21 protein-coding genes are annotated in these 22,101 nt (G+C 74.4%); 4 read left to right on the plus strand and 17 right to left on the minus strand.

Annotated features, from left to right (window positions below; translation table 11 throughout):
- Window positions 1-10: 10 nt before the first annotated feature.
- The 3 genes from egtC to egtA are packed head-to-tail and all read right to left on the minus strand — an operon-like array spanning window position 11 to window position 3,367.
- Complete coding sequence (gene egtC / locus AR3_RS00985; RefSeq protein ID WP_067906970.1) at window positions 11-739, minus strand: ergothioneine biosynthesis protein EgtC; 729 nt, start codon at window positions 737-739, stop codon at window positions 11-13.
- Window positions 739-2,070 (minus strand): ergothioneine biosynthesis protein EgtB, encoded by a 1,332-nt coding sequence (gene egtB, locus AR3_RS00990; RefSeq protein WP_067906972.1) that lies wholly within the window; start codon window positions 2,068-2,070, stop codon window positions 739-741. Before egtB ends, egtC begins: the two co-directional genes overlap by 1 nt.
- Window positions 2,048-3,367 carry an ergothioneine biosynthesis glutamate--cysteine ligase EgtA gene (egtA, locus tag AR3_RS00995; RefSeq protein WP_106258616.1) on the minus strand — a complete coding sequence of 440 codons (1,320 nt, stop codon included), beginning with the start codon at window positions 3,365-3,367 and terminating at the stop codon, window positions 2,048-2,050. Before egtA ends, egtB begins: the two co-directional genes overlap by 23 nt.
- 196 nt (window positions 3,368-3,563) lie before the next feature.
- Here egtA and AR3_RS01000 point away from each other — a divergent pair, with 196 nt between their 5' ends.
- Window positions 3,564-4,877 carry an RNA polymerase sigma factor gene (locus AR3_RS01000; RefSeq protein ID WP_067906974.1) on the plus strand — a complete coding sequence of 438 codons (1,314 nt, stop codon included), beginning with the start codon at window positions 3,564-3,566 and terminating at the stop codon, window positions 4,875-4,877.
- Between the two features lie 16 nt (window positions 4,878-4,893).
- Here the strand turns inward: AR3_RS01000 and AR3_RS01005 are convergent, their stop codons facing one another.
- Window positions 4,894-5,169, minus strand: coding sequence for a hypothetical protein (locus tag AR3_RS01005; protein WP_067906976.1), 276 nt, complete (start codon window positions 5,167-5,169; stop codon window positions 4,894-4,896).
- A 235-nt stretch (window positions 5,170-5,404) separates the two neighbouring features.
- Here AR3_RS01005 and AR3_RS01010 point away from each other — a divergent pair, with 235 nt between their 5' ends.
- Window positions 5,405-6,133: a TetR family transcriptional regulator gene (locus AR3_RS01010; RefSeq protein WP_067906978.1), complete on the plus strand. Its 729-nt coding sequence runs from the start codon at window positions 5,405-5,407 to the stop codon at window positions 6,131-6,133.
- Window positions 6,134-6,142: 9 nt separating this feature from the next.
- On the opposite strand, the gene AR3_RS01015 is transcribed toward AR3_RS01010, so the two are convergent.
- The 5 genes from AR3_RS01015 to AR3_RS31445 all read right to left on the minus strand — a co-directional run bounded on the left by AR3_RS01015 (window position 6,143) and on the right by AR3_RS31445 (window position 11,664).
- Window positions 6,143-7,306 (minus strand): lipid-transfer protein, encoded by a 1,164-nt coding sequence (locus AR3_RS01015; RefSeq protein ID WP_067906980.1) that lies wholly within the window; start codon window positions 7,304-7,306, stop codon window positions 6,143-6,145.
- Complete coding sequence (locus AR3_RS32525) at window positions 7,303-8,637, minus strand: OB-fold domain-containing protein (protein WP_067906982.1); 1,335 nt, start codon at window positions 8,635-8,637, stop codon at window positions 7,303-7,305. The genes AR3_RS01015 and AR3_RS32525 overlap by 4 nt, the downstream gene beginning before the upstream one ends.
- A gap of 12 nt (window positions 8,638-8,649) precedes the next feature.
- Window positions 8,650-9,822, minus strand: coding sequence for an acyl-CoA dehydrogenase family protein (locus tag AR3_RS01025; RefSeq protein WP_067906984.1), 1,173 nt, complete (start codon window positions 9,820-9,822; stop codon window positions 8,650-8,652).
- A 12-nt stretch (window positions 9,823-9,834) separates the two neighbouring features.
- Window positions 9,835-10,986, minus strand: a complete 1,152-nt coding sequence (locus AR3_RS01030; RefSeq protein WP_067906986.1) for an acyl-CoA dehydrogenase family protein — start codon at window positions 10,984-10,986, stop codon at window positions 9,835-9,837.
- A gap of 96 nt (window positions 10,987-11,082) precedes the next feature.
- Entirely contained in the window at window positions 11,083-11,664 is a 582-nt protein-coding gene (locus AR3_RS31445) for an AMP-binding protein (RefSeq protein WP_067906988.1), read from the minus strand.
- A gap of 203 nt (window positions 11,665-11,867) precedes the next feature.
- Here AR3_RS31445 and AR3_RS01040 point away from each other — a divergent pair, with 203 nt between their 5' ends.
- Together AR3_RS01040 and AR3_RS01045 are read left to right on the plus strand one after the other, a co-directional pair.
- Complete coding sequence (locus AR3_RS01040; protein WP_083950810.1) at window positions 11,868-12,488, plus strand: TetR family transcriptional regulator; 621 nt, start codon at window positions 11,868-11,870, stop codon at window positions 12,486-12,488.
- A 162-nt stretch (window positions 12,489-12,650) separates the two neighbouring features.
- Entirely contained in the window at window positions 12,651-12,896 is a 246-nt protein-coding gene (locus tag AR3_RS01045) for a DUF397 domain-containing protein (protein WP_067906990.1), read from the plus strand.
- A 116-nt stretch (window positions 12,897-13,012) separates the two neighbouring features.
- On the opposite strand, the gene alc is transcribed toward AR3_RS01045, so the two are convergent.
- The 8 genes from alc to uraD are packed head-to-tail and all read right to left on the minus strand — an operon-like array spanning window position 13,013 to window position 21,930.
- Window positions 13,013-14,065: an allantoicase gene (gene alc / locus AR3_RS01050; RefSeq protein WP_227023133.1), complete on the minus strand. Its 1,053-nt coding sequence runs from the start codon at window positions 14,063-14,065 to the stop codon at window positions 13,013-13,015.
- Entirely contained in the window at window positions 14,062-15,414 is a 1,353-nt protein-coding gene (allB, locus tag AR3_RS01055; protein WP_227023132.1) for an allantoinase AllB, read from the minus strand. Before allB ends, alc begins: the two co-directional genes overlap by 4 nt.
- Window positions 15,411-17,738 carry a xanthine dehydrogenase subunit D gene (pucD, locus tag AR3_RS01060; RefSeq protein WP_083950811.1) on the minus strand — a complete coding sequence of 776 codons (2,328 nt, stop codon included), beginning with the start codon at window positions 17,736-17,738 and terminating at the stop codon, window positions 15,411-15,413. Before pucD ends, allB begins: the two co-directional genes overlap by 4 nt.
- On the minus strand, window positions 17,738-19,114 hold the full coding sequence (locus tag AR3_RS01065; protein WP_067907112.1) for an 8-oxoguanine deaminase: 1,377 nt from the start codon (window positions 19,112-19,114) through the stop codon (window positions 17,738-17,740). The genes pucD and AR3_RS01065 overlap by 1 nt, the downstream gene beginning before the upstream one ends.
- A 53-nt stretch (window positions 19,115-19,167) precedes the next feature.
- On the minus strand, window positions 19,168-19,653 hold the full coding sequence (locus AR3_RS01070) for a (2Fe-2S)-binding protein (protein ID WP_067906994.1): 486 nt from the start codon (window positions 19,651-19,653) through the stop codon (window positions 19,168-19,170).
- Window positions 19,653-20,525, minus strand: a complete 873-nt coding sequence (locus AR3_RS01075; protein WP_067906996.1) for an FAD binding domain-containing protein — start codon at window positions 20,523-20,525, stop codon at window positions 19,653-19,655. Before AR3_RS01075 ends, AR3_RS01070 begins: the two co-directional genes overlap by 1 nt.
- Before the next feature lie 26 nt (window positions 20,526-20,551).
- Complete coding sequence (pucL, locus tag AR3_RS01080) at window positions 20,552-21,421, minus strand: factor-independent urate hydroxylase (RefSeq protein WP_067906998.1); 870 nt, start codon at window positions 21,419-21,421, stop codon at window positions 20,552-20,554.
- Entirely contained in the window at window positions 21,418-21,930 is a 513-nt protein-coding gene (uraD, locus tag AR3_RS01085) for a 2-oxo-4-hydroxy-4-carboxy-5-ureidoimidazoline decarboxylase (RefSeq protein ID WP_106258613.1), read from the minus strand. Before uraD ends, pucL begins: the two co-directional genes overlap by 4 nt.
- Between the last annotated feature and the right edge of the window lie 171 nt (window positions 21,931-22,101).

Below are 22,101 nucleotides of genomic sequence, written 5' to 3' on the forward strand. Positions count from 1 at the left end.
GGCGCCTCCTTCACAGCGGGGTGACGCGGACGCCGGAGAAGTCCGCGGTCACCAGGGAACGGTCGGGCACGGCCCGCCATCCGGACTCGTCGAGGGGTTCGGACGACAGCCACACCGCGTCGGGGCTTGCGCGGACGTGCAGGCAGTCGCCCCATGTGGTGGCGGCGAGCGCGGCGCCGTCGGCGGCGAGCAGGTTGTAGCGGCCGGGGGCGAGCGCGGCCGCGGTGCGCACCACGGCGGCGAGGCCCTCGCCGAGGGACGCGCCCTCGCGCCAGCGGCGGGCGGCCAGGGCGAACAGCAGCGCCGAGTCGACGGGGGCGCGCGCGTCGGGTATGGGCGCGAGGTCCCCGGCCAGGTCGCGCAGTTTGGCCTCGACGCCCCCGAACCCCTCCACCACGCCGTTGTGGCTGAACAGACGGCGCCCGTCGCGGAACGGCTGGGCGCTGCTCTCGTCCACGGGGAAGCCGACGGTCGCGGACCTGATGGCGGCCACCGCGCACCCGGACGTCACGACCCGCGCGACCTCCCGGAAGGACTGGTCCGTCCAGATGGGCTGCGCCCTGCGGAAACGGACGGCCTCGCCCTCGTGGTACCAGCCCACGCCGAACCCATCGGCGTTGAGCAGGTTCCCCTGCGTCATGCGCGGCGCGTAGGACTGGCGCTCCAACGAGTACTCCCCCTCGTACATGAGGGAGTGCAACGTCACCGGCGCCCCGAGGTATCCCACGTGGCGGCACATCAGTTGCTCTCCGCGTCACGCGCGCAGCGGAACCCGGTGAAGATCTGGCGGCGGATGGGGAAGTCCCAGTTGCGGAACGTGCCGCGTACGGCGAGCGGGTGCGTGGCCCAGGACCCTCCGCGCAGCACCTTGTAGTCGGGGCCGAAGAAGACCTCGGAGTACTCCTTGTAGGGGAACGACCGGAAGCCCGGGTAACCGCGGAAGTCGGTGGACGTCCACTCCCACACGTCCCCAATGAGGCGCCGCACCCCGTACGCGGACGCCCCCGAGGGGAACGACCCCTCCGGTGAGGGATGGAGCATGCGCTGGCCCAGGTTGGCGCGGCCTTCCTCGTACTCGTCGCCCCAGGGGTAGCGGCGGGAGCGGCCGGTGTCGGGGTCCCAGCGCGCTGCCTTCTCCCATTCGGCCTCGGTGGGCAGCCGCTTGCCGGCCCACCTGGCATAGGCGTCGGCCTCATACCAGCACACGTGCTGGACAGGCTCGTCCATCGGCACCGGTTCGACTTTGCCGAAGCGCCGGCGCAGCCACTGGCCTCCCTCCCGAATCCAGAACGCCGGGGCGCGCTTGCCGCTGGCGCACCGCCATTCCCAGCCCTTGGGGTGCCACCATTCGGGGCTGTCGTAGCCACCGGCCTCCATGAAGGAGAGGTACGCGGCGTTGGTGACGGGCTCGGTGTCGATGTAGTACGCGGGCAGGTCGACGATGTGGCAGGGACGTTCGTTGTCGTACGCCCACGGGTCGTCGGAGGTGCCCATCTCGAACGGTCCCGCCTCGATGAACACTTCGTCCGCCGGCGCGGCGTCGCGGACGGGGGGCGGCGTCCCCGGCGGGTCGAGCAGGGCGGGGGCGCCCTTGCGCAGCTGGTGCGTGGCCAGCATGGTCTCGTCGTGCTGGTGCTCGTGCTGCACGACCATGCCGTAGACGAACCCGTTCACGGTCAGCGGGCTGGAGCCGTTCAATCGCACCGAGCCCAGCGAGTCCAGCACCTTCGCCCGCACGGCGGCGATGTAGTCGCGGGCTTCGTCGGGCGGCAGCAGCGGCAGCCGTGGGCGTTCGGAACGGGGGTGTTCGAACGCGTTGTACAGGTCGTCGATCTCAGGGCGCATCGGCTCGACGCCCGCGGCGGCGCGCAGCAGCCACAGCTCCTCGTAGTTGCCGACGTGCGCCAGGTCCCAGACCAGGGGCGACATCAGGGGGGACACCTGGGCGGTCAGCTCCGGCCCGTCCAGTACGTCGGTGGTCAGGCCCAGGCTGCGGTGGCGCACCGCTTCGAGCTCGGTTGCGATCAGTTCTTTCAGCGCGTCCTCGTCAAGCGAGTTCAGCGGAGGCATGGCTCGTCCCTTCACGGGTCGGTTCGTCGGGGCGGTGAGGCGCGAGGGAAGCGGCGATGTCCTCGGTGACACCGCCGGCGTCGCAGTGGGCACCGCCGACGGCGATGCCGTCGGTGATGCCGTCGGTGATGTCGTCGGCGGGGCATCGGCCGCGCTCGACATAGCGCGACGCGTACTCCTCCACGAGCGGGATCAGGTGGCGGGCGCCGAGGCGGGGCAGGGCGTCGAGCGCGGCGTGGAAGCAGTCCCGCGCGGCCTTGGCCAACTCGGGGTCGGCGAGCGCCGCCCGGGCGGCGGTGTCCCACCGGTCGGCGACCGGTTCGGCGGCGGCCTCGGCGGCGGCCGAGGCGCGCGCGTCGTCCAGCAGGGCGGTGGCGACGGCGACGGGGACCGCCCAGTACGCCCCGGGCAGCGCGTCGATCATGCGCAGTTCCAGCCAGCCGCGCGGCCGCACCGGCGGGAACAGGGTGGACAGGTGGTAGACGAGGTCGTCCAGCGTCGGCCGGCCCTCGGCCAGCCATTCGCGGAACGTCATGCCGGGGTCGGCGACCCACCCTCCGTCGGCGGTGCGCATCACCATGACGCGGGCGTCCAGCGCGTACCGGGCCCACGCCTCGGCGGGGTCGCCGTCGGCTCCCGGCCGCAGGACGGGTCCGGTGCGGCACGGGTCCAGGGCCGCCCAGACGGCCTGGCGGGTGGACCGCAGGCCGGTGCGGCGCCCGGCCCGGACCGGCGAGTTGGCGAACGCGGCGACGAGCACCGGGCCGAGCGCGTGGGCGAGGCGCCAGCGCCGGTCCGCGTCGGCGGCGTCGGCGCCGATGTCCAGGCACACCTGCACCGAGGCGGACGAGCACATCATCGCCATGCCCGTCTCGGTGAAGCCGCCGTGGTCGAAGTAGCGGCGCATGGACCGGTAGCGCGGATGCTCGGCCTGGAACAGCGGGCGCCGGACGGGGTCGATGCCGTGCCCGTCCAGGACGAGCCCGTCGGGTGCGAGCGCGTCGCGGACGTGCGCGATGTCGGCGGTCAGGGCGCGGTGCAGATCGCCGAGGCCGGGGCACGGCGCGGAGCTGAGCTCCAGCTGCCCGCCCGGCTCGTAGGTGATGAGGCTGCCGCGCGGCGGCGGTCCCGCCCGGTCGAGCAGGGCGCGCAGTCGGGCGGTGGGAACGTGCGCGCCGGGCGCGGCGCCGTCGAGCACCAGCCACTCGGTCTCGGCGCCGACGGTGCCGGGCGGGCCCTTCTTGAAGCAGACGCCGCGCGTGTACTGGTAGACGTCGTCCACGGTCAGGTGGACCACCGGGGACCCCCTCTGTGAGACCGTCCTCCGCAACGGTCTCCAAGCCTTCCCCGGTGAACCGGATCACCTATCCGGCAATCTTCACAAAAGTTGGTGAAATCATCCCAACTACCCACTGCGCCGCAGATTGCACTAGAGTCCCATTCCCACCGTTTTGTCAAGCCTGGGGGTCGGCCCAGGTCACGACGGAGGAACGATGCGCGCGGACCCGGGATCCCTGTACGACGCGCACGCCGCCCGCCTGTACGCCTACTGCTGGTCGCTGCTCGGCGACCGGGCGGCGGCGGACGCGGTCATCGGCACGTTCGTCGCGGCGGTGCGCCACCCGCCGCGCGGCGACGCCGTGCTGTGGCTGTACGCGCTCGCCCGTTCGGCCTGCATGGAGCGCGGCGCCCTGGCCGGGCTGCCCGACTCCGCCTTCGACGGCGCGGCGCAGTACGGACGCCCGGGAGGACCGGCCGCCGCCCGGCAGGGCGACCCGCTGCTGCGCGCCGCCGCGCGCCTGCGCGCCGACCAGCGCGAGGTGCTGCTGCTGTGGGCGGGCGAATGGCTGGAGATCGACGACATCGCCCGGGTCATGGGCGTCGCGCCCGACACCGCGCGAGGGCTGCTGCACGCCGCCCGCACCCGGTTGGAGCGCGCCGTCCTCGACGGGCTGATGCGCGCCCCCGCGGCCACCCCGGCCCACATGGAGGTCATCGCCGCGTTCGAGAAGGGGCGGCTCCCCCAGCTTCTGGCCCGCCGCGCGCCCGCCCGGCCTCCGCGGGGGCTGCGCGGCCGCGTCCTGGCCGCCTGCGAGGCCGAGGCGCGGCGGCCGGTGTCGAGCGTCACCACCACCAGCCCGCTGGTCGTCATCGGATCGGAGGACGCCCGGAACGCCGCGCCCGCCGGCGCCCGCCGCAAGGCCGGGAAGGTCGGCGCCGCCGCGGGCCTGGCGGCGGCCGCCGCCGCGGTGGTGGGCATGGTGCTGACGTGGCCGACGTCCAAGGGCGGCGGCACGGCCGAGCTCGTGCCGACGTCGCGCAGCGATCGGACCCAGGCGGGCTCGGCGCGGCCCGCCGACGGGTCGCCCTCGGCGACGGGCGAGGCGTCCCGCGACGGCCTGACCACAGGCCCGTTCACCCAGAGCACCGCACCGGCGCTGCCGTCCGCCCCCGGCGGACCGGGCGGGTCCGTCGGGTCGTGGACGCCGGGCGGCGCACCGTCCGGCGGAGGCGTCGGCTCGTCCGCGCCGGACGAGCGGCGCACCGCGACGGGCGGCCCGTCCGCACCGGGGTCGACCTCGCCCGGCACGCCGTCGGCCACGCCGTCGTCCCCGACGCAGACCACCACGCCACCGCCGTCGAGCCCGCCGTCGACCCCGCCGTCGACCCAGCCGTCGACGACGCCCGAGGAGCCCGAGCCCGGCGACTCGACGCCGCCGTCGAGCCCGCCCGCCACCGGGTCGCCCGAGCCGCCGTCCAGCCCCACGCCGACGTCCAACCCGACGCCGAGCCCGGCCCAGGACTGAGCGGGGATCCGGGAGGCTAGCGGGCGCCCTCGATGCGGCCCATCACCAGGCGAGGATGGAAGTAGCTGATCGGCACGCGCTCGCTGTCGGTCACGCACACGATCCGGTAGCCGTTGCGGCCGTCCTCGTCGGGCGTCTGGAAGTCCTCGGGCGCGAACGCGCCGCGGCGCTCCATCTCCTTGAACCAGCGGCCGAGGGCGTACACGTCGGGGAAGGACTCCTGCCCCATGCCGCGCTTGCCGAGGGTGTAGGTGACCTCGAAGGTGCAGTCGTCCGGGGGGTAGGCCGTCATATCCGCCCCTCGCCCCGGCAGACTCCGCACGTGTGGCCCCTGTGCGTGCCCGTGCCTTGGCAACCAGGGCAGGGACGCGTGGGCGGTTTGCTGTGCTTGCCCATGACCTCTGTCCCCCTCCGTCCGGCGGCCAAGTCTATGACGGCCCCGCGCCGCGCATACGGGCCCTCGGGGAAGACGGGCGCCGTGTTCCGGTTCGGTTGGCAGCAGATGACAGGCTGGTTACGATTCGTTCATGACCGCGACCGCTCCCGAGGCCCGTCCCGCCGGTCCGCGGGTCCGCTCCGCGGACACGGAACCGGTGGGCCGCCGCGAGCGCAAGAAGCGGCGGACCCGGGAGGCGCTGGTGGACGCGGCGTTCCGGCTGTTCGCCGAGAAGGGGTTCGACGCCACCACCGTCGACGAGATCGCCGAGGCCGTCGACGTGTCGCCCCGCACCTTCTTCCGCTATTTCGCCTCCAAGGAGGACGTCGCGCTGACCTTCCAGGAGGAGCAGCACGACGTGATCATGCGGATGGCGGCGGAGCGGTTCGCCGACGAGCCCGTGCTGACCGCGCTGCGCCGCGTCGCGGTGGAGGCCACGCGCGCGGCCGAGCGGGGCGATCTGGGGTTCGACCCGGAGCGGTTCCGGTGCATGCTCGACCTGACCGCCGCCAGCCCCACCCTCATGGCGGGCAGCCTGGAGCTGGCGCAGAAGAAGCAGGCCGAGCTGACCCGCCTGGTCGCCGAGCGCATGGGCACCGACCCCGAGACCGACCTGCGGCCGCACGTGGTCGCCGCCGCCACGGCGTGCGCGTTCCGCGCCGCGACCGACGCGATGCGCTCGCCGCGGATGGGCTACGCGCGGCTGTCGGACGCGGTCGACGACGCCTTCGCCATCCTCGAGCAGGGCCTGAACTTCGCGCCGAAGCGCGCCCCGCGGCCCGAACCCGGCGGCGGCGACACCGGGCGCAACGACGGTTAGTCCCGGCGGTCAGGGCGCGCTGAGGATCAGGCCGCTCGTCGGGACGCCGGTTCCGGCCGTCACCAGGACATGGTCGACGCCGTCGAGCTGGTTGGCGGAGGTGCCGCGGATCTGGCGGACGGCCTCGGCGACGCCGTTCATCCCGTGGATGTACGCCTCCCCCAGCTGCCCTCCGTGCGGGTTGACGGGCAGCCGTCCGTCGAGCTCGATGCCGCCGTCCTTGACGTAGTCCTTGGCCTCGCCCCGCCCGCAGAACCCCAGCTCCTCCAACTGGATCAGGACGAACGGGGTGAAGTGGTCGTACAGGATCGCGGTGCGGATGTCGCCGGGCCCCAGGCCGGACCGGCGCCACAGCTCCGCGCCGACCCGGCGCATGGCGGGCAGCGCCGCCAGGTCGCCGGTGTAGTAGCCGAACATCATCATCTGGTCGGGCCCGGTGCCCTGTGCCGCGGCGGTCACGACGGCGGGCGGATGCGGCAGGTCCTTGGCGCGCTCCGCGGACGTGACGACGAGCGCCACGCCGCCGTCGGACTCCTGGCAGCAGTCCAGCAGGCGCAGCGGTTCCACGATCCACCGTGAGGCCTGGTGGTCCTCCAAGGTGATGGGCCGCCCGTGGAACCACGCCTTCGGGTTGGTGGCGGCGTGCCGCCGCATGGCCACCGCCACGCGGCCGAAGTCCTCGCCGGTCGCGCCGTACTCGTGCATGTAGCGGCGGGCCTGCATCGCGACCCACGCGGCGGGGGTGGCGAACCCGTACGGCAGGTGCCAGGAGAACTCCAGCCCGATGGAATCGGCGCGGACGGAGCGGCCGGCCTGGCCGAACCGGTGCCCGGAGCGCTCGTTGAACGCCCGGTAGCAGACGACCGCGTCGGCCTGTCCGGTCGCGACGGCCATCGCCGCGTGCGCGACCGTCCCGCACGCCGCGCCGCCGCCGTAGTCGACGCGGGAGAAGAACCGCAGGCCGGGGATGCCCAGCTCGCGCTGCACGGCGATCTCCGAGCTGGTGTCGGCGGCGTAGGTGACGAGCCCGTCCACGTCGGACGGCTCCAGCCCGGCGTCGCGGATCGCGGCCAGGCACGCCTCGGCGGCCAGCCGCAGCTCCGACCGTCCCGACCGCTTGGAGAACTCGGTCGCGCCGATGCCGACGATCGCGGCCTTCCCGGAGACGTTCACGCGCCCTCCCTGAGCGTGACGGTGGCGGTCACGTGGTCCCCGAGGCTCACCGCGCCGCGCACCTTGAGCGTCGCCGCGTCGGCGCGTTCGGCGTACAGGCGCAGCGTGTCGCCCGCGTAGGCGGGGACGCCGAGCCGCACGGCGATGCCCTTCAGCACGGCGCCGGGGACGGCGGCCAGGGCCGCGCGCTGCACCAGGCCCATGGTCGTGAGGATGTTGAGGAAGATGTCCTTGGCGCCCTGCGCCCGGGCCAGCGCGGTGTCGTGGTGGACGGGCGTGAAGTCCCGCGTGGCCAGGGCCGTGGCGATGACGAAGGTGGGCGTCAGCGGAATCTCCAGCAGGGCGGGCTGCTCGGGTTCGGCGGACGGCTCGTCCTCGGGCGCGTCGGCGGGGATCCACTGCGGCAGGGTGAGGTCGTCGTCGACGCGCTCGAACTTGACGCGGACGGGCATGCCGATCTCCACCTCGTCCGGGGCGCAGCGCAGCACGTTGCCGACGACCCGCACGCCCTCCTCCAGGTCGATGACGGCGACGACGAACGGCGCCGTCCGCCCGGGGACGGGCGGGTGGTGGTGCACGACGTAGCTGTGCACGCGGCCGCGGCCGCTCGCCACGACGTGGTCCCGTTCGACCGAGTGGCAGGACGGGCACATCGGCCCGGGCGGGTGGCGCAGCCGCCCGCAGTCGGCGCACCGCTGGATGCGCAGCTCGCCGGCCTTGGCGCCCTCCCAGAAGAACGCGGTGTCCAGGCTCGTCGCCGGTCGGACCGGCCCGCCGGCCCCGGAGCCGCCGCGGCGCTCGCGCGGCCGGAACTTCAGCACGCGGAACAGCATCTCGGCGACCCGCGCGCCGTCCTCGGCGTACCAGGTCTGGCGCCAGGTGACGAAGTAGCCCTCGCCCATCGCGGTCTTCTTCGGCCCGGTCAGTCCGCCGAACCGCATGGCCGACCGCAGACGCTCGCCGACCCGCACGTACCGGTCGTAGGTCTGCTCGCAGTCGGTGGCGACCACGCCGGTGTAGCCGTTCTCGTTCAGCAGCCGCAGCACCTCGTCGGCCGGGTTCCTCGCCCGGTCGGCCGCCCCCGGCCCGCCTTCCGGCGCCGCCGGGACGAGACCCGGCATCGACCAGACCTGGATCATCGCGGGCGGCGCGACCCGCGACCAGTCGCCGGGGTCGCCGAGCGCCTGCGCCCAGTTGCGGATCATCGCGGCGTTCACGGCGTCCGGGCAGGGCGGCGCCGGCCGCTCGCCCGCGGCGGCGAGCCGGTCCGCCAGCTCGGTCAGCCGGTCGTGGAGGGACGGCTCCGCGGCCGCCTCCCGCGTCGTCGTCATGGGTGCCTCCTCTTACCGGGGCGCGCGCGGCAGCCCGAGGCCGAGCATCGCGATGATCTCGCGCTGCACCTCGTTGACGCCGCCGCCGAAGGTGAGCACGACCGCGCCCTTGACGCCGTGGTCGACCACGCGCATGAACTCGGCGGTGGCCGGGTCGCCCGGGTCGCCGAACCGGGCCAGCGCGTCGCCGACGATCCGGCCGACCTCCTGCATCCGCTCCGACCCGTAGATCTTGGTGGCGGACGCGTCCGGCGCGCCCAGCCAGCCCAGGTTCTGGCCGGCCGCGACCTGCCAGTTGAGCAGCTCGTTGACGCGCAGGTAGACGTGGACGCGGGCGACGGCGCGGCGCACGTCCGGATGCTCGATGAGCGGCCTGCCGTCGCGGCCCCGGGCGGTCCGGGCCCAGCGTTCGAACCGGTCGTAGACGTGGCCGATGTTGCCCGCCGGGCCGAGCGTGACCCGCTCGTGGTTGAGCTGGTCGACGATGAGGTCCCAGCCCTTGTTCTCCTCCCCGACCAGCATGTCGGCCGGGACGCGCACGTCCTGGTAGTAGGTGGCGTTGGTGTGGTGGCGGCCGTCCATGGTGACGATCGGCGTCCACGAGAAGCCCGGGTCGCGGCAGTCCACGATCAGCATGGAGATGCCCTTGTGCTTCGGGGCGTCGGGGTCGGTGCGCGCGGCCAGCCAGATGTAGTCGGCGTAGTGGGCGCCCGAGGTGAAGACCTTCTGCCCGTTGACGACGTAGTGGTCGCCGTCGCGGACCGCCGTGGTCCGCAGCGAGGCGAGGTCGGTGCCCGCGCCCGGCTCGCTGTAGCCGATCGCGAAGTGGCACTCGCCCGCCAGGATGCGCGGCAGGAACATCTCCTTCTGCCGGTCGGTGCCGTACCGCAGGAGCGTCGGCGCCACCGTGTTCAGCGTGATCAGCGGATACGGGACCTCGGCGCGCGCGATCTCATTGGCGAAGATCTGCTGCTCGACCGGGCCGTAGCCGCGTCCGCCGTACTCCTTGGGCAGCGCCACGCCGAGCATGCCGTCGCGGCCGAGCCGCCTGCAGTGCTCCATGTAGGCGGTGCCGAACGGGTCGTCGGCGATCTGCGCCCGCTGTTCGGGGGTCAGGCAGTGGCGGAAGTACTCGCGCAGCTCGGCGCGCAGCTTCTTCTGCTCGTCGGTGAGGTCGATGAACACGCGTGACGCTCCTCAGTTCCCGGCGGTGGCGGTCGCGGCGGGCTTCTCGGCGCCGTCCTCGGCTGCGGGGGCGAGCAGCGCGCCGAGCGCGTCGAGCTGCTCCTCGGCGCCGCCGAGCAGGTGGGCGACCTGCTTGCCCCAGGCGAACCGGCGGTGCAGCGGGTAGGTGACGTCCAGTCCGATGCCGCCGTGCAGGTGCTGGCAGGTGTACAGGGCGCGCGGCACCGGGTCGCAGGCGTTGTACGCGGCGACCGCCAGCACCTCGTCGGCGTCGGGCATCGATTCGGCGAACCGCCACACCCCCGCCCACATGGCCACGTCCAGCGCGCGTTTGGCGATGTAGACGTCGCCGACCTGCATGGTGACGGCCTGGAACCGCGCGAGCGGCCGGCCGAACTGCTCGCGGGTCTTGACATGGCCGGTGGTCAGCGAGAGCGCGCTGTCGATGACACCGGACGCCACGGCCACCGCGCCCGCGACGGCGGAGCGCCGCGTCGTCCGCCAGGCCTCTCCGCGGGTGCCGCCGCCGAGCAGGGCGTCCGCGCCGACCCGCGCGCCCGCCAGCGCCACGCGCCACAGCGGCTCGGTGGTCGCCGACGGCTGCGGGGTCAGCTCCGCCTGGCCGGGGTCCACGAGGAACACCTCGACGTCCCCGCCGTCCAGGCGGGCCGGGACGAGGATGTGCGACGCCTCCTTCGCGTACGGCACGAACGTCTTCACGCCGTCCAGCACGTAGCCGTCGCCGTCGCGGCGGGCGGCGGCGGTGACGGCGCCGGACGGGCCGACCTCCCGGAAGGCGCCGGTCAGCACGGTCTCGCCCTCGTTCAGCGGCGCCAGCAGCGCGCGCTGGGCGGGCGTGCCGTGGCGGGCGATCGGGACGGCGGCCAGAGCGAGCGCCGCGTACGCGGGAACGGGCGCCACGTGCGCGCCGACCTCCCGCAGGATCACCGCCATCTCCACGGGGCCGAGCCCGGCGCCGCCCGCCTCCTCCGGCAGGCACGCGCCGAGCAGCCCGGTCCGCGCGAGCGCCTTCCAGGCGGCCTCGTCGTAGGGGGCGCCGCTCTTCTCGAACGCCTCCAGCCGCTCCTGGGACGCCTCGCGCGCGAGCACGTCGGCGGCCAGGTCCCGCAGCTCCCGCTGGGTCTCGTCGAGGTCGAAGTCCACGTCAGTCGCTCCCTTTCGGCGAGGGCTCGGGGTCCAGCAGGCGGAGCCGCCCGCGGCGGGCGAACTCGGCGCGCAGGGCGGCCTCGTCCCGCGGCGTCATCCGGCGGTAGACCAGTTCCCGGCCGGGCCGCCACCACACCGGGTCGCGGGGGCGCCGGCCCTCGCGGGCCAGCCGCCGCTTGAGGATCTTGTTGGACGCGGTGGCGGGCAGCTCCCGGGCGACCCGCGCGTACCGGGGCGGCCACTTGGGGCCCAGGTCGGCGCGGCCGCGCAGGAAGGCGGCGAACGCGTCGGCGTCGAAGTCGCCGGGCGGCCGGTCGCCGCGCCGACGGCGGCCGCCAGGTCGGCGTGCGCGGCCTCGGTGACGAGCAGGTCGCAGTCGGCGCGTGCGGCGTCCCCGGCCGGCTCGACCGCCGAGCGGGTGGTGTTGAGCGCGACGAGCACGGACCCCGACAGCGCGGCGCCGCCCAGCAGGAACACCATCTCGGGCACGTTGTCCAGCAACGCGCCCACGTGCACGGGGCGGTCCGCGGGCCGCGGGCGGGCGGCCAGCCAGGCGGCCCGGGCGGCGCACTCGGCGACCGTCTGCCGCCACGTCCGGGCGCGGCCGCCCTCGGCGCGCCGGAGCCCGGGCCGGTCGTCGGCGGCCCGCGCCGCCAGCATCGCCGCCACGGTCACCGCCGCGTCCGCCTTCCACCCGTCGTACCGGCTCCCACGGCGCGAAACTAGAACAGATTCTAGTCGGTGTCCAGGGGATGTCAGGAGACGACGGCGCCGTCGCGACCAAAGGGGATAACAGGTTCTCGCCGGAGGGTAGGCTGGGGCCCGCACAGGGGTGAGCGGCCCGCCGGGCGGGCCCGCGCGCGAGAAGGGAAGCGACCGTGACCGCAGAGCCGACGATCACCGACGACACGGCGGGCGGTGCGGGTCGGCAGGGCGGCCGCTCCCGCGGCCAGCTGCAGCGCCGCCGCCGCATCGTGCAGGCCGCCGCCGCGCTGGCCTCGCGCGGCGGCGTGGAGGCCATGCAGATGCGCACCGTGGCCGAGCGCGCGGGCGTGGCGCTCGGCACGCTCTACCGCTACTTCCCGTCCAAGATGGACCTGGTGGTGGCGGTGGTCGGCGAGGAGCTGGACCTGCTGGAGGGCAGCGTCGAACGCCGCCCGCCGCGGAACGACTCCCCCGCCGGCCGCGCGGTGGAGGTGCTGATGCGCGCCACCCGGGGGCTGATGCGCGAGCCGGAGCTGGCCGACGCGCTGATCCGCTCCCTGCTGCTGTCGGACGTGCGCACCGACATCGGCGACCGCCTCACCGCCCTGCTGCTGCGCGCCGCCGCGGGCCCCGGCGCCGACGTCCCCGAGGACGACCGGCGCCGCACCGTGGTCCGGGCGCTGACCAGCGTGTGGACGATGGAGATGATCGAGATCCTGCGCGGCCGCGCCACCGCCGAGGAGTCCCAGGCCCGGCTGGAGACCGTCGCCGCCCGCCTCCTGCACGACCTGTGAGCCCGCGGGCGTCGGCGCGCCTCGGCCGCCGTGTCCGCTTCGACCGCGTTCGTCCGCGGCCCGCGCGGGGCAGGTCTCCGTACCGTCGCGGAACCCTGACGGTGCGTTCACGGCCGGGCTAGCCTGGAGGCCGACCACCCCTGGGACGGAAAAGGTGTGCCAGTGACCGAGCAGCAGCCGGTGCTCAGCGACGGCGTCATCATCGAGTTCATCGATGGCAAGGACGTGCCCGTCGACCACAAGGAGTTCGGCGACCGGGCCGTCGTGATGCGCGACGCCAAGAACCCCGACGGTCCGATCCTCTACTTCACCGAGGCCGAGTGGGACGCCTTCGTCGCCGGGGTGAAGGACGGCGAATTCGACGACCTGCTCGAGGAGGAGCCGCCCCAGGAGCAGCCCCAGGGCTAGAAGCGCCCGCGGCGCGCCCTTCTCGGTCGAGGCGCCCGGGGCGGCGTCCGCCGGTCGGCACGGCCTCAGCAGACGCGCCGCGCCGCGCGCCTCGGTCCGGCGCGCGGCGGCGCGGTTCAGCCGGTCAGCTCGCGCCAGCGGTCGGTGAGGAGACGCTCGCCGTCGGGGGTGAGATCCCCGAAGAGACGCAGACGGGCCAGTCCGCCGTCCGGGTGGATGTCCACGCGGACGTGAGTGACCTCGCGGTCGCCGGGCAGGCGGAAGCGGTGCCGCGCGTCCGGTTGCAAGCGGGTGCGCCCCATCAGCTCCCGCCAGGCCGACGGGTCCTCCGGGGAGGCGCGGCGGGCGTCCAGGCCCGACAGCGTCACCGCCTGCGGCGCGTTGAAGCGCAGGTTGCTGGTGTCGACCTCGGCGAGGCGGATCACGCCCGGGGCGGCGAGCCGGATGACCGCCCACTCGTTGCCGGGCTCGCGGCGCCGCGCGGTCTCCCAGCCCTCGGACTGGTTGCGCGCCAGCCCCGGGAACAGCATGTTGTCGGGCGCCGAATAGAACATGTTCGAGCACTCGACGACGCGGGCGCCGTTCTCCAGCGCGGCCAGGTCGACGGTCAGCCCGGTGAGCAGCCGCGGGTCCGGGACGACGTCGCCGTGCACGCGCAGCCGCGCCACCCCGCCGTCCGGGAAGATGTTGAGCCGCACGTGCGTGAAGCGCCGCTCGACGCCCGCGACCTCGAACTCATGGGCGGTGTCGCCCTTGAGCGGGCTGCGTGGGACGATCTCCACCCAGTCCGCGGCCAGCACCTCGGCGGGCGAGGGATGGCCGTCGACCGCGCACGCCTCCACGGACGCCAGCGGCGGGAAGTTGCCCGTGAACCAGGCCGTGTCGACGACCACGCCGCGGATCACGCCGGGCAGGCCGAGCCGGACGACGGCCCAGTCGTGGCCGAGCTCCCCGTCCTCGCCGGGACGGCGCCGCGCGGTCTCCCACCCGTCGTACTCCTGCCCCTTGACGCCGAACGTCTCCGGCCGGAACGTCGGCGCCCACGGGTTGAGCAGGTTCTCCTTGGCGGCGAAGGACTCGTCGCTGGCCGCGATCACCGACCCGCCGAGGGTGCGGACGGCCAGGTCCGGCAGGGCGGTGAACCCGCTCATGGGCGCACTCTCGCTCATGGGCGCACCCTCGTCAGCAGCTCGCCCCGCGGCTCGTGGAAGTCGACGAGCGCGCCCCGCACCCAGGCGGCCTCGACGACGCCGCTCAGCGCGCGTCCCGCGTACGGCGTGAGGGGGTGGCGGTGCCGCAGGCGCTCCGGGTCCACCGAGAACGTCCGGTCGGCGGCGAACGCGACCAGGTCCGCGTCGTGGCCGACGGCGATGCGCCCCTTGCGCGCGTCCAGCCCGACGAGCGCGGCGGGCTCCTCGGCCATCCAGCGCGCCACCGCGTCCAGCCCGTGCCCGCGCGACGCGGCGGCGGTCCACACGACGGGCAGCGCCAGCTGCAGCGACGAAATGCCTCCCCACGCGGTGCTGAAGTCGCCGCGCTTCAGCTCCGGCGCGCAGGGCGAGTGGTCGGACACCACGCAGGAGATCACGCCGTCGGCGAGCGCCCGCCACAGCTCCTCCCGGTTGGCCCTGTCGCGGATGGGCGGGCAGCACTTGAACGAGGTGCCGGTCGGACCCGGCACGTCCTCGGGCGTCAGCGTCAGGTAGTGCGGGCAGGTCTCGGCGGTCACGGGCAGCCCGCGCGCCTGCGCGTCGGCCAGCGGCTCCAGGCAGTCGGCGGCGGACAGGTGGAGGATGTGCGCCCGCACGCCGGTCTCCTCGACCAGCCGGACGACCCGCTCCACGGCGGCGCGCTCGGCGTCCGGCGGGCGGGACGCGGCGAACGCGGCGAAGTCGCCGCCGCGCGGCTCGGCGAGCGCGTCCGGGTCCTCGGCGTGCACCGCCGCCAGACCGCCCAGCATGGCGATCTCGGCGAACGCCTCGCGCATCTGCCGGGGCGCGAGCGGCGGGAACTCCGGCACGCCCGAGTCGCAGGTGAAGCACTTGAACCCGAACACGCCGCGCTCGTGCAGGGGACGCAGGTCGGACAGGTTCCCGGGGATCGCGCCGCCCCAGAACCCCACGTCCACGAAGCACTGGTCGGCCGCCGCCTTCCGCTTGACCGCCAGCGCGGAGGCGTCGGTGGTCGGCGGCAGCGCGTTGAGCGGCATGTCGATCAGCGTGGTCACGCCTCCGGCGGCGGCCGCGCGGGTGGCGGTCGCGAAGCCCTCCCAGTCGGTGCGCCCCGGCTCGTTGACGTGCACGTGGGTGTCGACGAGCCCCGGCAGCAGCGCGGTGTCGCCGAGGTCGACCTCCTCGGCCGCCGCGAAGGGGGCGTCCAGCGCCCCGATCGCGGCGATCAGGCCGTGCCGCACCGCCACGGCCGCCGCCCGCTCCCCGGTCGGCAGCACCGCCCGGCGGCTGCGGACGACCAGATCGTACGGTTGGTTCGGTCCTGTCCGGCCGGTCACCTCGTTCACTCGGCACCTCCCGCCAGGGATATGTCCTCTGGCCGGACGGGTACTCGCGTCAGCGGCCTGCCGGTGGCGTCCCGGATGGCGGCCACGATCGCGGGCGTGGACGACAGCGTGGGCGGCTCGCCCGCGCCGCGCAGGCCGTAGGGGGCGTGCGGGTCCGGGTACTCGACGATGTCCAGCTTCATCGGCGGCATGTCGAGGACGGTGGGGATCAGGTAGTCGGTGAACGACGGGTTGCGGATCTGGCCGCCGGCCACCTGGATCTCCTCCATCAGCGCCAGCCCGAGCCCCTGCGCGGTGCCGCCGTGGATCTGGCCCTCCAGCGCCTGCCGGTTCATGATCTTCCCGACGTCCTGGACGGCGGCCAGCTCGACCACCTTGACCAGGCCGAGCTCCACGTCCACGTCCACCACGGCGCGGTGGACGCACAGCGCGAGCTGGTTGTGGCTGTTCCCCTGCCCGGTGACCGGGTCCATCTTCTGCGTGGGCCGGTGGTGGTACTCGCGGGTCGCCTCGATCGCCTCGTCGCCGAGGACGTCCTCGATCGACGCCACCACCCCCGCCTCCCGCGACACGATCTTGCCGGCCTGGACGGACAGGTCGGCCGCGGGGACGCCGAGGCGCCGCTCGGCCCGCGCGAGCAGCTCCGCCCGCACGGCCTCGCACGCGGCCTTGACGGCGCCGCCGGTCATGTACGTCTGGCGGGACGCGCTCGACGACCCGGCGTCCCCGACCCGGGTGTCGGCCGGGTGGATCGTCACCCGCTGCACGCCCAGCTCGGTCCGGGCGATCTGCGCCTGCACGGTGACCAGGCCCTGCCCGACCTCGGCGGCGGCCGTGTGCACCAGCGCGGCGGGCTCCCCGCCGATCACCTCCAGCCGCACCCGCGCCGTCGAGTAGTCGTCGAAGCCCTCGGAGAAGCAGATGTTCTTCAGGCCGACGCCGTAGCCGACGCCGCGCACCACGCCCTCGCCGTGCGTGGTCTGGGACGCGCCGCCGGGCAGGTCGCGGATGTCGCGCGACGGGCCGGGCGGCGGCGGCAGCGGCATCGCCTCCAGCCGGTCCAGCAGCTCGGCCAGCGGCGCCGGCGAGTCGATCACCTGGCCGGTGGCCAGCCGCGAGCCCTGCCGCACGGCGTTGCGGCGCCGCACCTCCAGCGGGGACAGGCCGCAGGCGGCGGCGAGCTTGTCCATCATCGACTCGTAGGCGAAGCACGCCTGCACCGCGCCGAACCCGCGCATGGCGCCGCACGGCGGGTTGTTGGTGTAGACGCCGTACGCGTCGATCTCGATGTTGGGGATCTCGTAGGGGCCGACGCCCAGGGACGCCGCGTTGGCGGTGACGTTCAGCGTGGAGGAGGTGTACGCGCCGCCGTCCAGCACGATCTCCACGTCGGCGTACAGGAGGCGGCCGTCGCGGGTGGCGCCGTACTCGTACCGCATCCACGCCGGGTGCCGGTGCACGTGCCCGAAGAACGACTCGCGCCGGTTGTAGCACATCTTCACCGGACGGCCCGTGCGCAGCGCCAGCATGCCCGCGTGGATCTGCATCGACAGGTCCTCGCGTCCGCCGAACGCGCCGCCCACGCCCGCCAGCGTCATCCGGATCTGGTCCTCGCGCAGCGCCAGGCACGGCGCGATCTGCTTGAGGTCGTTGTGCAGCCACTGCGTGGACACGTACAGGTCCAGGCCGCCGTCCTCGGCGGGCACGGCCAGCCCGGACTCGGGGCCGAGGAACGCCTGGTCCTGGATGCCGACCTCGTACTCGCCGGACACCACGACCTCGGCCTCCCGGCGCGCGGCGGCCACGTCGCCGACGCGCACCGGCTGGTGCCGGCAGATCCCGCCGCGCTCCTGCACCCGGTTGCCCTCCGGGTCGGCGATCACGGCGCGGGGGTCGGTGACCGGCTCCAGCACCTCCCACTCGATCGCGATGCGGTCCATCGCCCGCCGCGCGATCTCCGGATGGTCGGCGGCGACCAGGGCGATCGGCTCGCCCTGGTAGCGGACCTCCCCCATGGCGAGCACCGGCTGGTCCTCCGTGCCGTCCAGCCCGTACACCTTGGTCCCCGGCACGTCCTCATGCGTCAGGACGGCGTACACCCCCGGGGTGGCCAGGGCGGGGCCGATGTCGATGGACACGATGCGGGCCCGCGGATGCGGGCTGCGCAGCGTGGCGCCCCACAGCATCCCGTCCATCCACAGGTCGGACGCGTAGGCGAACTCGCCGGTGACCTTCAACGTGCCGTCGGGCCGGGGCGGGCTGTCCCCCACCCCGCCCTGCCCGGGCGCGGTGACATGGCCGGGACTCTTCACCGGAGCGGCCATCAGAGCACCTCCTCGGCCAGCCTCATCAGACGGCGGTGCGCGTCGGCGCCGCGGCGGGCGGCCGCGTCCTGCGCGACGGTGACGAGCTCGCCGTCCGCCACGACGGTGCGGCCGCCGACCAGCAGCCGCGCCAGCGGCGGCGTCTGCCCGAACGCCAGCGCCACCACGGGGTCGTCGACTGCGGCGTGGAAGCCGTCCACCCGCCAGAGCGCGACGTCGGCGAGCCTGCCCGGCTCCAGCGCGCCGAGTTCGTCCTGGCGGCCCAGGCAGCGGGCGCCGCCGAGGGTCGCCATCTCCAGCGCCTGCCGGGCGGTCAGCGCGGTCGGCCCGTACCGGGCGCGCTGCATGTAGATCGCCTGCCGCAGCTCCCCGGCGAGCGGCACCAGCTCGGCCGACGCCGCCCCGTCCACGCCGAGCCCGACCGGGGCGCCCGCCTCCAGCAGGTGCGCGACGCGCGCGATGCCCGCGCCGAGCCGGGCGTTGGAGCTGGGGCAGTGCGCGACGCCGGTGCCGGTGCCGGCGAGCCGCGCGATGTCGGAGTCGTGCAGGTGGACGCAGTGCGCCAGCCACACGTCCCCGCCCAGCCACCCGATCGAGTCCATGTACTCGACGGGCGTCATCCCGAAGTGCCGCTTGGTGTGCTCCTCCTCGTCGAGGGTCTCGGCGAGGTGGGTGTGCAGGCGGACGCCCTTGGCCCGGGCGAGCTCGGCGGCCGCCACCAGCAGCTCCTTGCTCACCGAGAACGGCGAGCACGGCGCGACCGCGACCCGCAGCATGGAGCCGGGCGAGGCGTCGTGGTGGCGGTCGATCGCGGCCTCGGTCTCGGCGAGGACGGTGTCGAGGTTTTCGACGACCTCGTCCGGCGGCAGGCCCCCGTCGGACCGGCCCCGGTCCATGGAGCCGCGGCACGGGTGGAACCGCACGCCGATCTCGGCGGCCGCCTCGATCTCGGCGGCGAACAGGTCGCCCCGTCCCTTGGGGAACACGTAGTGGTGGTCGGTCGTCGTGGTGCATCCCGACAGCGCCAGCCAGCCGAGCCCGGCGGTCGCCGCGTCCCGCACCACCTCGGCGTCCATCCGCGCCCACACCCGGTAGGACGCGACCAGCCATTCGAACAGCGTGCCGTCGACGGCCATGCCCTGCGCGGCCCACTGGTACAGGTGGTGGTGGGTGTTGACGAGCCCCGGCGTGGCCAGGCAGCCGGTGCCGTCGATCCGCTCGGCGCCGTCGACGCGCGGCGCCGGGCCGGGCCCCACCGCCGCGATCCGGTCGCCGTCGATGACGATGTGCCCGCCGGGATGCTCGTCCCCGGACACGGTGACGACGTACGCGTTCTCGATGACCTTCTTCCCGCCGGCCTTCTTCCCGCCGGCCATCTTCCCGCCGGCCATCTTCCCGCCGGCCATCTTCTCGTCGGCCATTGCCGTGCTCATCGGGACGCCGCCTTCCGCCGCGCCGCCAGCCGCACCGCGTCGAGGATCTTCTCGTAGCCCGTGCAGCGGCACAGGTTGCCCGCCAGCGCCTCGCGGATCTCCGCGTCGTCCGGGTCCGGCACCCGGTTGAGCAGGTCGTGCGCCTGGACGATCAGTCCCGGCGTGCAGAACCCGCACTGCACGGCGCCGGCCTCCACGAACGCCTCCTGCACCGGGTCGAGCCGCTGGTCGCCCGGACCGCCCTCGGCCAGCCCCTCGACCGTCCGGACGCGACGCCCCTGCACCTGCCCGGCCGCGACCAGGCACGCGCACACCGGCACATCGTCCAGGTACACCGTGCAGGACCCGCATTCGCCCTGCTCGCAGGCGTTCTTCGCCCCGGGGAGGCCCAGCCGCTCGCGCAACACGTACAGCAGGCTCTCGCCCTCCCACACGTCGTCCACGGTCTCCTCGGAGCCGTTGACGTTGAAGCGGACCCGCATCACGACACCTTCCGTCCGGGTGCGTAGTCGTTCCAGGCCCAGGTCAGCGTGCGGCGCGCCATGACGGCGAGGGCGTGCCGCCGGTAGTCGGCGGTGCCGCGCACGTCGTCGATCGGGGACGCCGCCGCGCTCACCAGCTCCCCGAACCGCCGCGCGACCGCCGGGTCCAGCGGCCGGCGCCGCTCCCAGTCCAGTTCGGCCGCCAGGAACTCCTCGGCGGCGGTGGCGCGGCGCGGCGTCGGCGCCGCCGACCCCAGCCCGGTGCCGACCCGCCGCCGCTCGGGGTGCAGCGCGATCGCGAACGAGCACACGGCGATCACCATGGCGTTCCGCGTGCCGATCTTGGAGAAGTACTGGGGGCCGCTCGCCGGCGCGATCCAGAACGCCCGGATCAGCTCGTCGCCGCGCAGCGCGTTGCGCTTGACGCCCGTGAAGAACTCCGCCGCCGGGATCATGCGGACGCCGCGTTCGGCCGACTCCACCTCGATCTCGGCGCCGGCGGCCAGCAGCGGCGGATGCCCGTCCCCGGCGGGCGAGGCCGCCCCCAGGTTCCCGCCGATCGTGCCCCGGTTGCGGATCTGCGGCGACCCCACCGTCCGGGCCGCCTGCGCCAGCCCCGGCAGCCGGTCCCCCAGCTCCTCGATCAGCCGCGTGTAGGTCACCCCCGCGCCCACCCGCAGCCGCCCGTCCTCGGCCACGTCCCACTCGGCCAGCTCCCGCACGGGGTTGAGGTCGAGCAGCGCCTCCGGCCGCCGCACATCGAAGTTGATCTCCACCATGACGTCCGTGCCGCCCTGGACGGGCACGGCGCCGGGATGCGCGGCCTTCGCGGCCAGCGCCTCCTCCCAGCTCACCGGGCGCAGGAACTCCATGCCCTCACCATTCCCCCTACGTCCCGCTAGTTCCAGGCCTCGGGCGCGGCGGGGGCCTCGTCGTCCAGGACGGTGCCCTCGATCAGCCCGTAGGGCCGGTCCGCGGCGAAGAACACCTCGTTGTCGTTGTCCATGCCGAAGGGCGTCAGGTCGACGGCGAAGTGGTGCTTGTTCGGCAGGGACAGCCGCACCTCGCAGATCTCCGCGCACTCCTCCAGCACGCGCCGCCCCATCTGGTAGAGCGTCTGCTGCAGCGACAGGCTGTGGGTCCCGGCGAAGGCCTCCAGCAGGCACCGGCGCGCCCGCTCGTACGACGCCCCCCACGCGGCGTCCACCCCGCGATGCCGCCACCGCGCCGTCACCGCCGTCGCCAGGATCCGGTCGCGGGTGGGCTCCAGGGTCGTGTACTCGTCCCGGATGAACCCGTGGAACTCGCTGCCGGTCGAGTTGAGCACCAGGAGGTCCTTCAGCCCCGACACCACGGACTCGGGCCCGTCCGGCCCGTCGCTGTGGACCAGGGCCGTCCTGACCTCCCGCCCCGAGCGGACGAACGAGTGCCCGCCGTCGCCGACGCGCTCCCAGGCGTACTCCTCGATCTCCACCCGGGCGTGCCGGATGGTCGGCTGGGACGTCACGAAATGCCGGGCCAGCAGCAGCCCGAACTCCTCGATCTCCCCGATGCCGTGCTTGCGGGCGAACGCGAACACGGTGTTCTTCTGCGTGTCCGTCGGCAGCACCGCCGAGTTGTCGCCGCTCAGATGCACCGCGTCCATGTCGCCGGACAGCGAGATGCTCACGTTCAGGTCTTTGATGCGGTGCGTCTCGCCGTCCCGGGTGACGCGCACGACCCGGGTCTCGGCCTTGCCGTAGCGGTTGGCTCCCAGAGTGATCGTCACAGGCCCTCTCCCAGCAGCTTCGCCAGCCGCAACTCGGTGATCTTCGCCAGCTCGTCCCGGACCTCCGCCCGTTCTGTCTCCGGGTCGTTGCGCAGCCGTCTGCGCAGCTCGGCGAGCATCTCCGCCGCGTCCCGGCCGGTCGCGCAGATCAGGAACACGTGCCCGAACCGCCGCTCGTAGGCCCGGTTCCCTTCGACGAGCGCGGCCTTGAGGTCGTCACCGGCGTCCCTCATCCCCGCCTGCTCGCCGCGCGACCAGGAGGCCTCCTTGGAGTCCCCGCCCGCCCGCTCGCCGATCCGGGGATGCGCGCGCAGCGCCTCCTCGACGTCGGGCCAGGTCAGCTCCTCCATCGCCGCCGCGGCGGCCTTCCACAGCGCCGCCCGGTCCTCGAACGGCCGCCGCGCGGCCACCGCCGCCGCCCATGCGCGCGACGCGCAGCACGAGCGCAGCTCGGCCTCCGCGTCCCGCCGGGACAGCGCGTTGAACCACTCCAGCCCGGGATCCGGCACGGCACCTCCCGACCTACGGGGTCGTCCTTTTCACGAGTACACACACCGATGCCACCCCGGTCGAGATCCACACAGCCCGAACCCGCCCCTCCGCCCCTGCCCCGATTTGTACGTTCCTACAAATCGTCCGCGCGACTCGGGCGACTCGCTGGTACGCGTTCTAGTAGGGCT

It is taken from the genome of Actinomadura rubrobrunea NBRC 15275 (genome assembly GCF_001552235.1).
In the GTDB taxonomy this organism is placed as follows: Bacteria; Actinomycetota; Actinomycetes; order Streptosporangiales; family Streptosporangiaceae; genus Spirillospora; species Spirillospora viridilutea.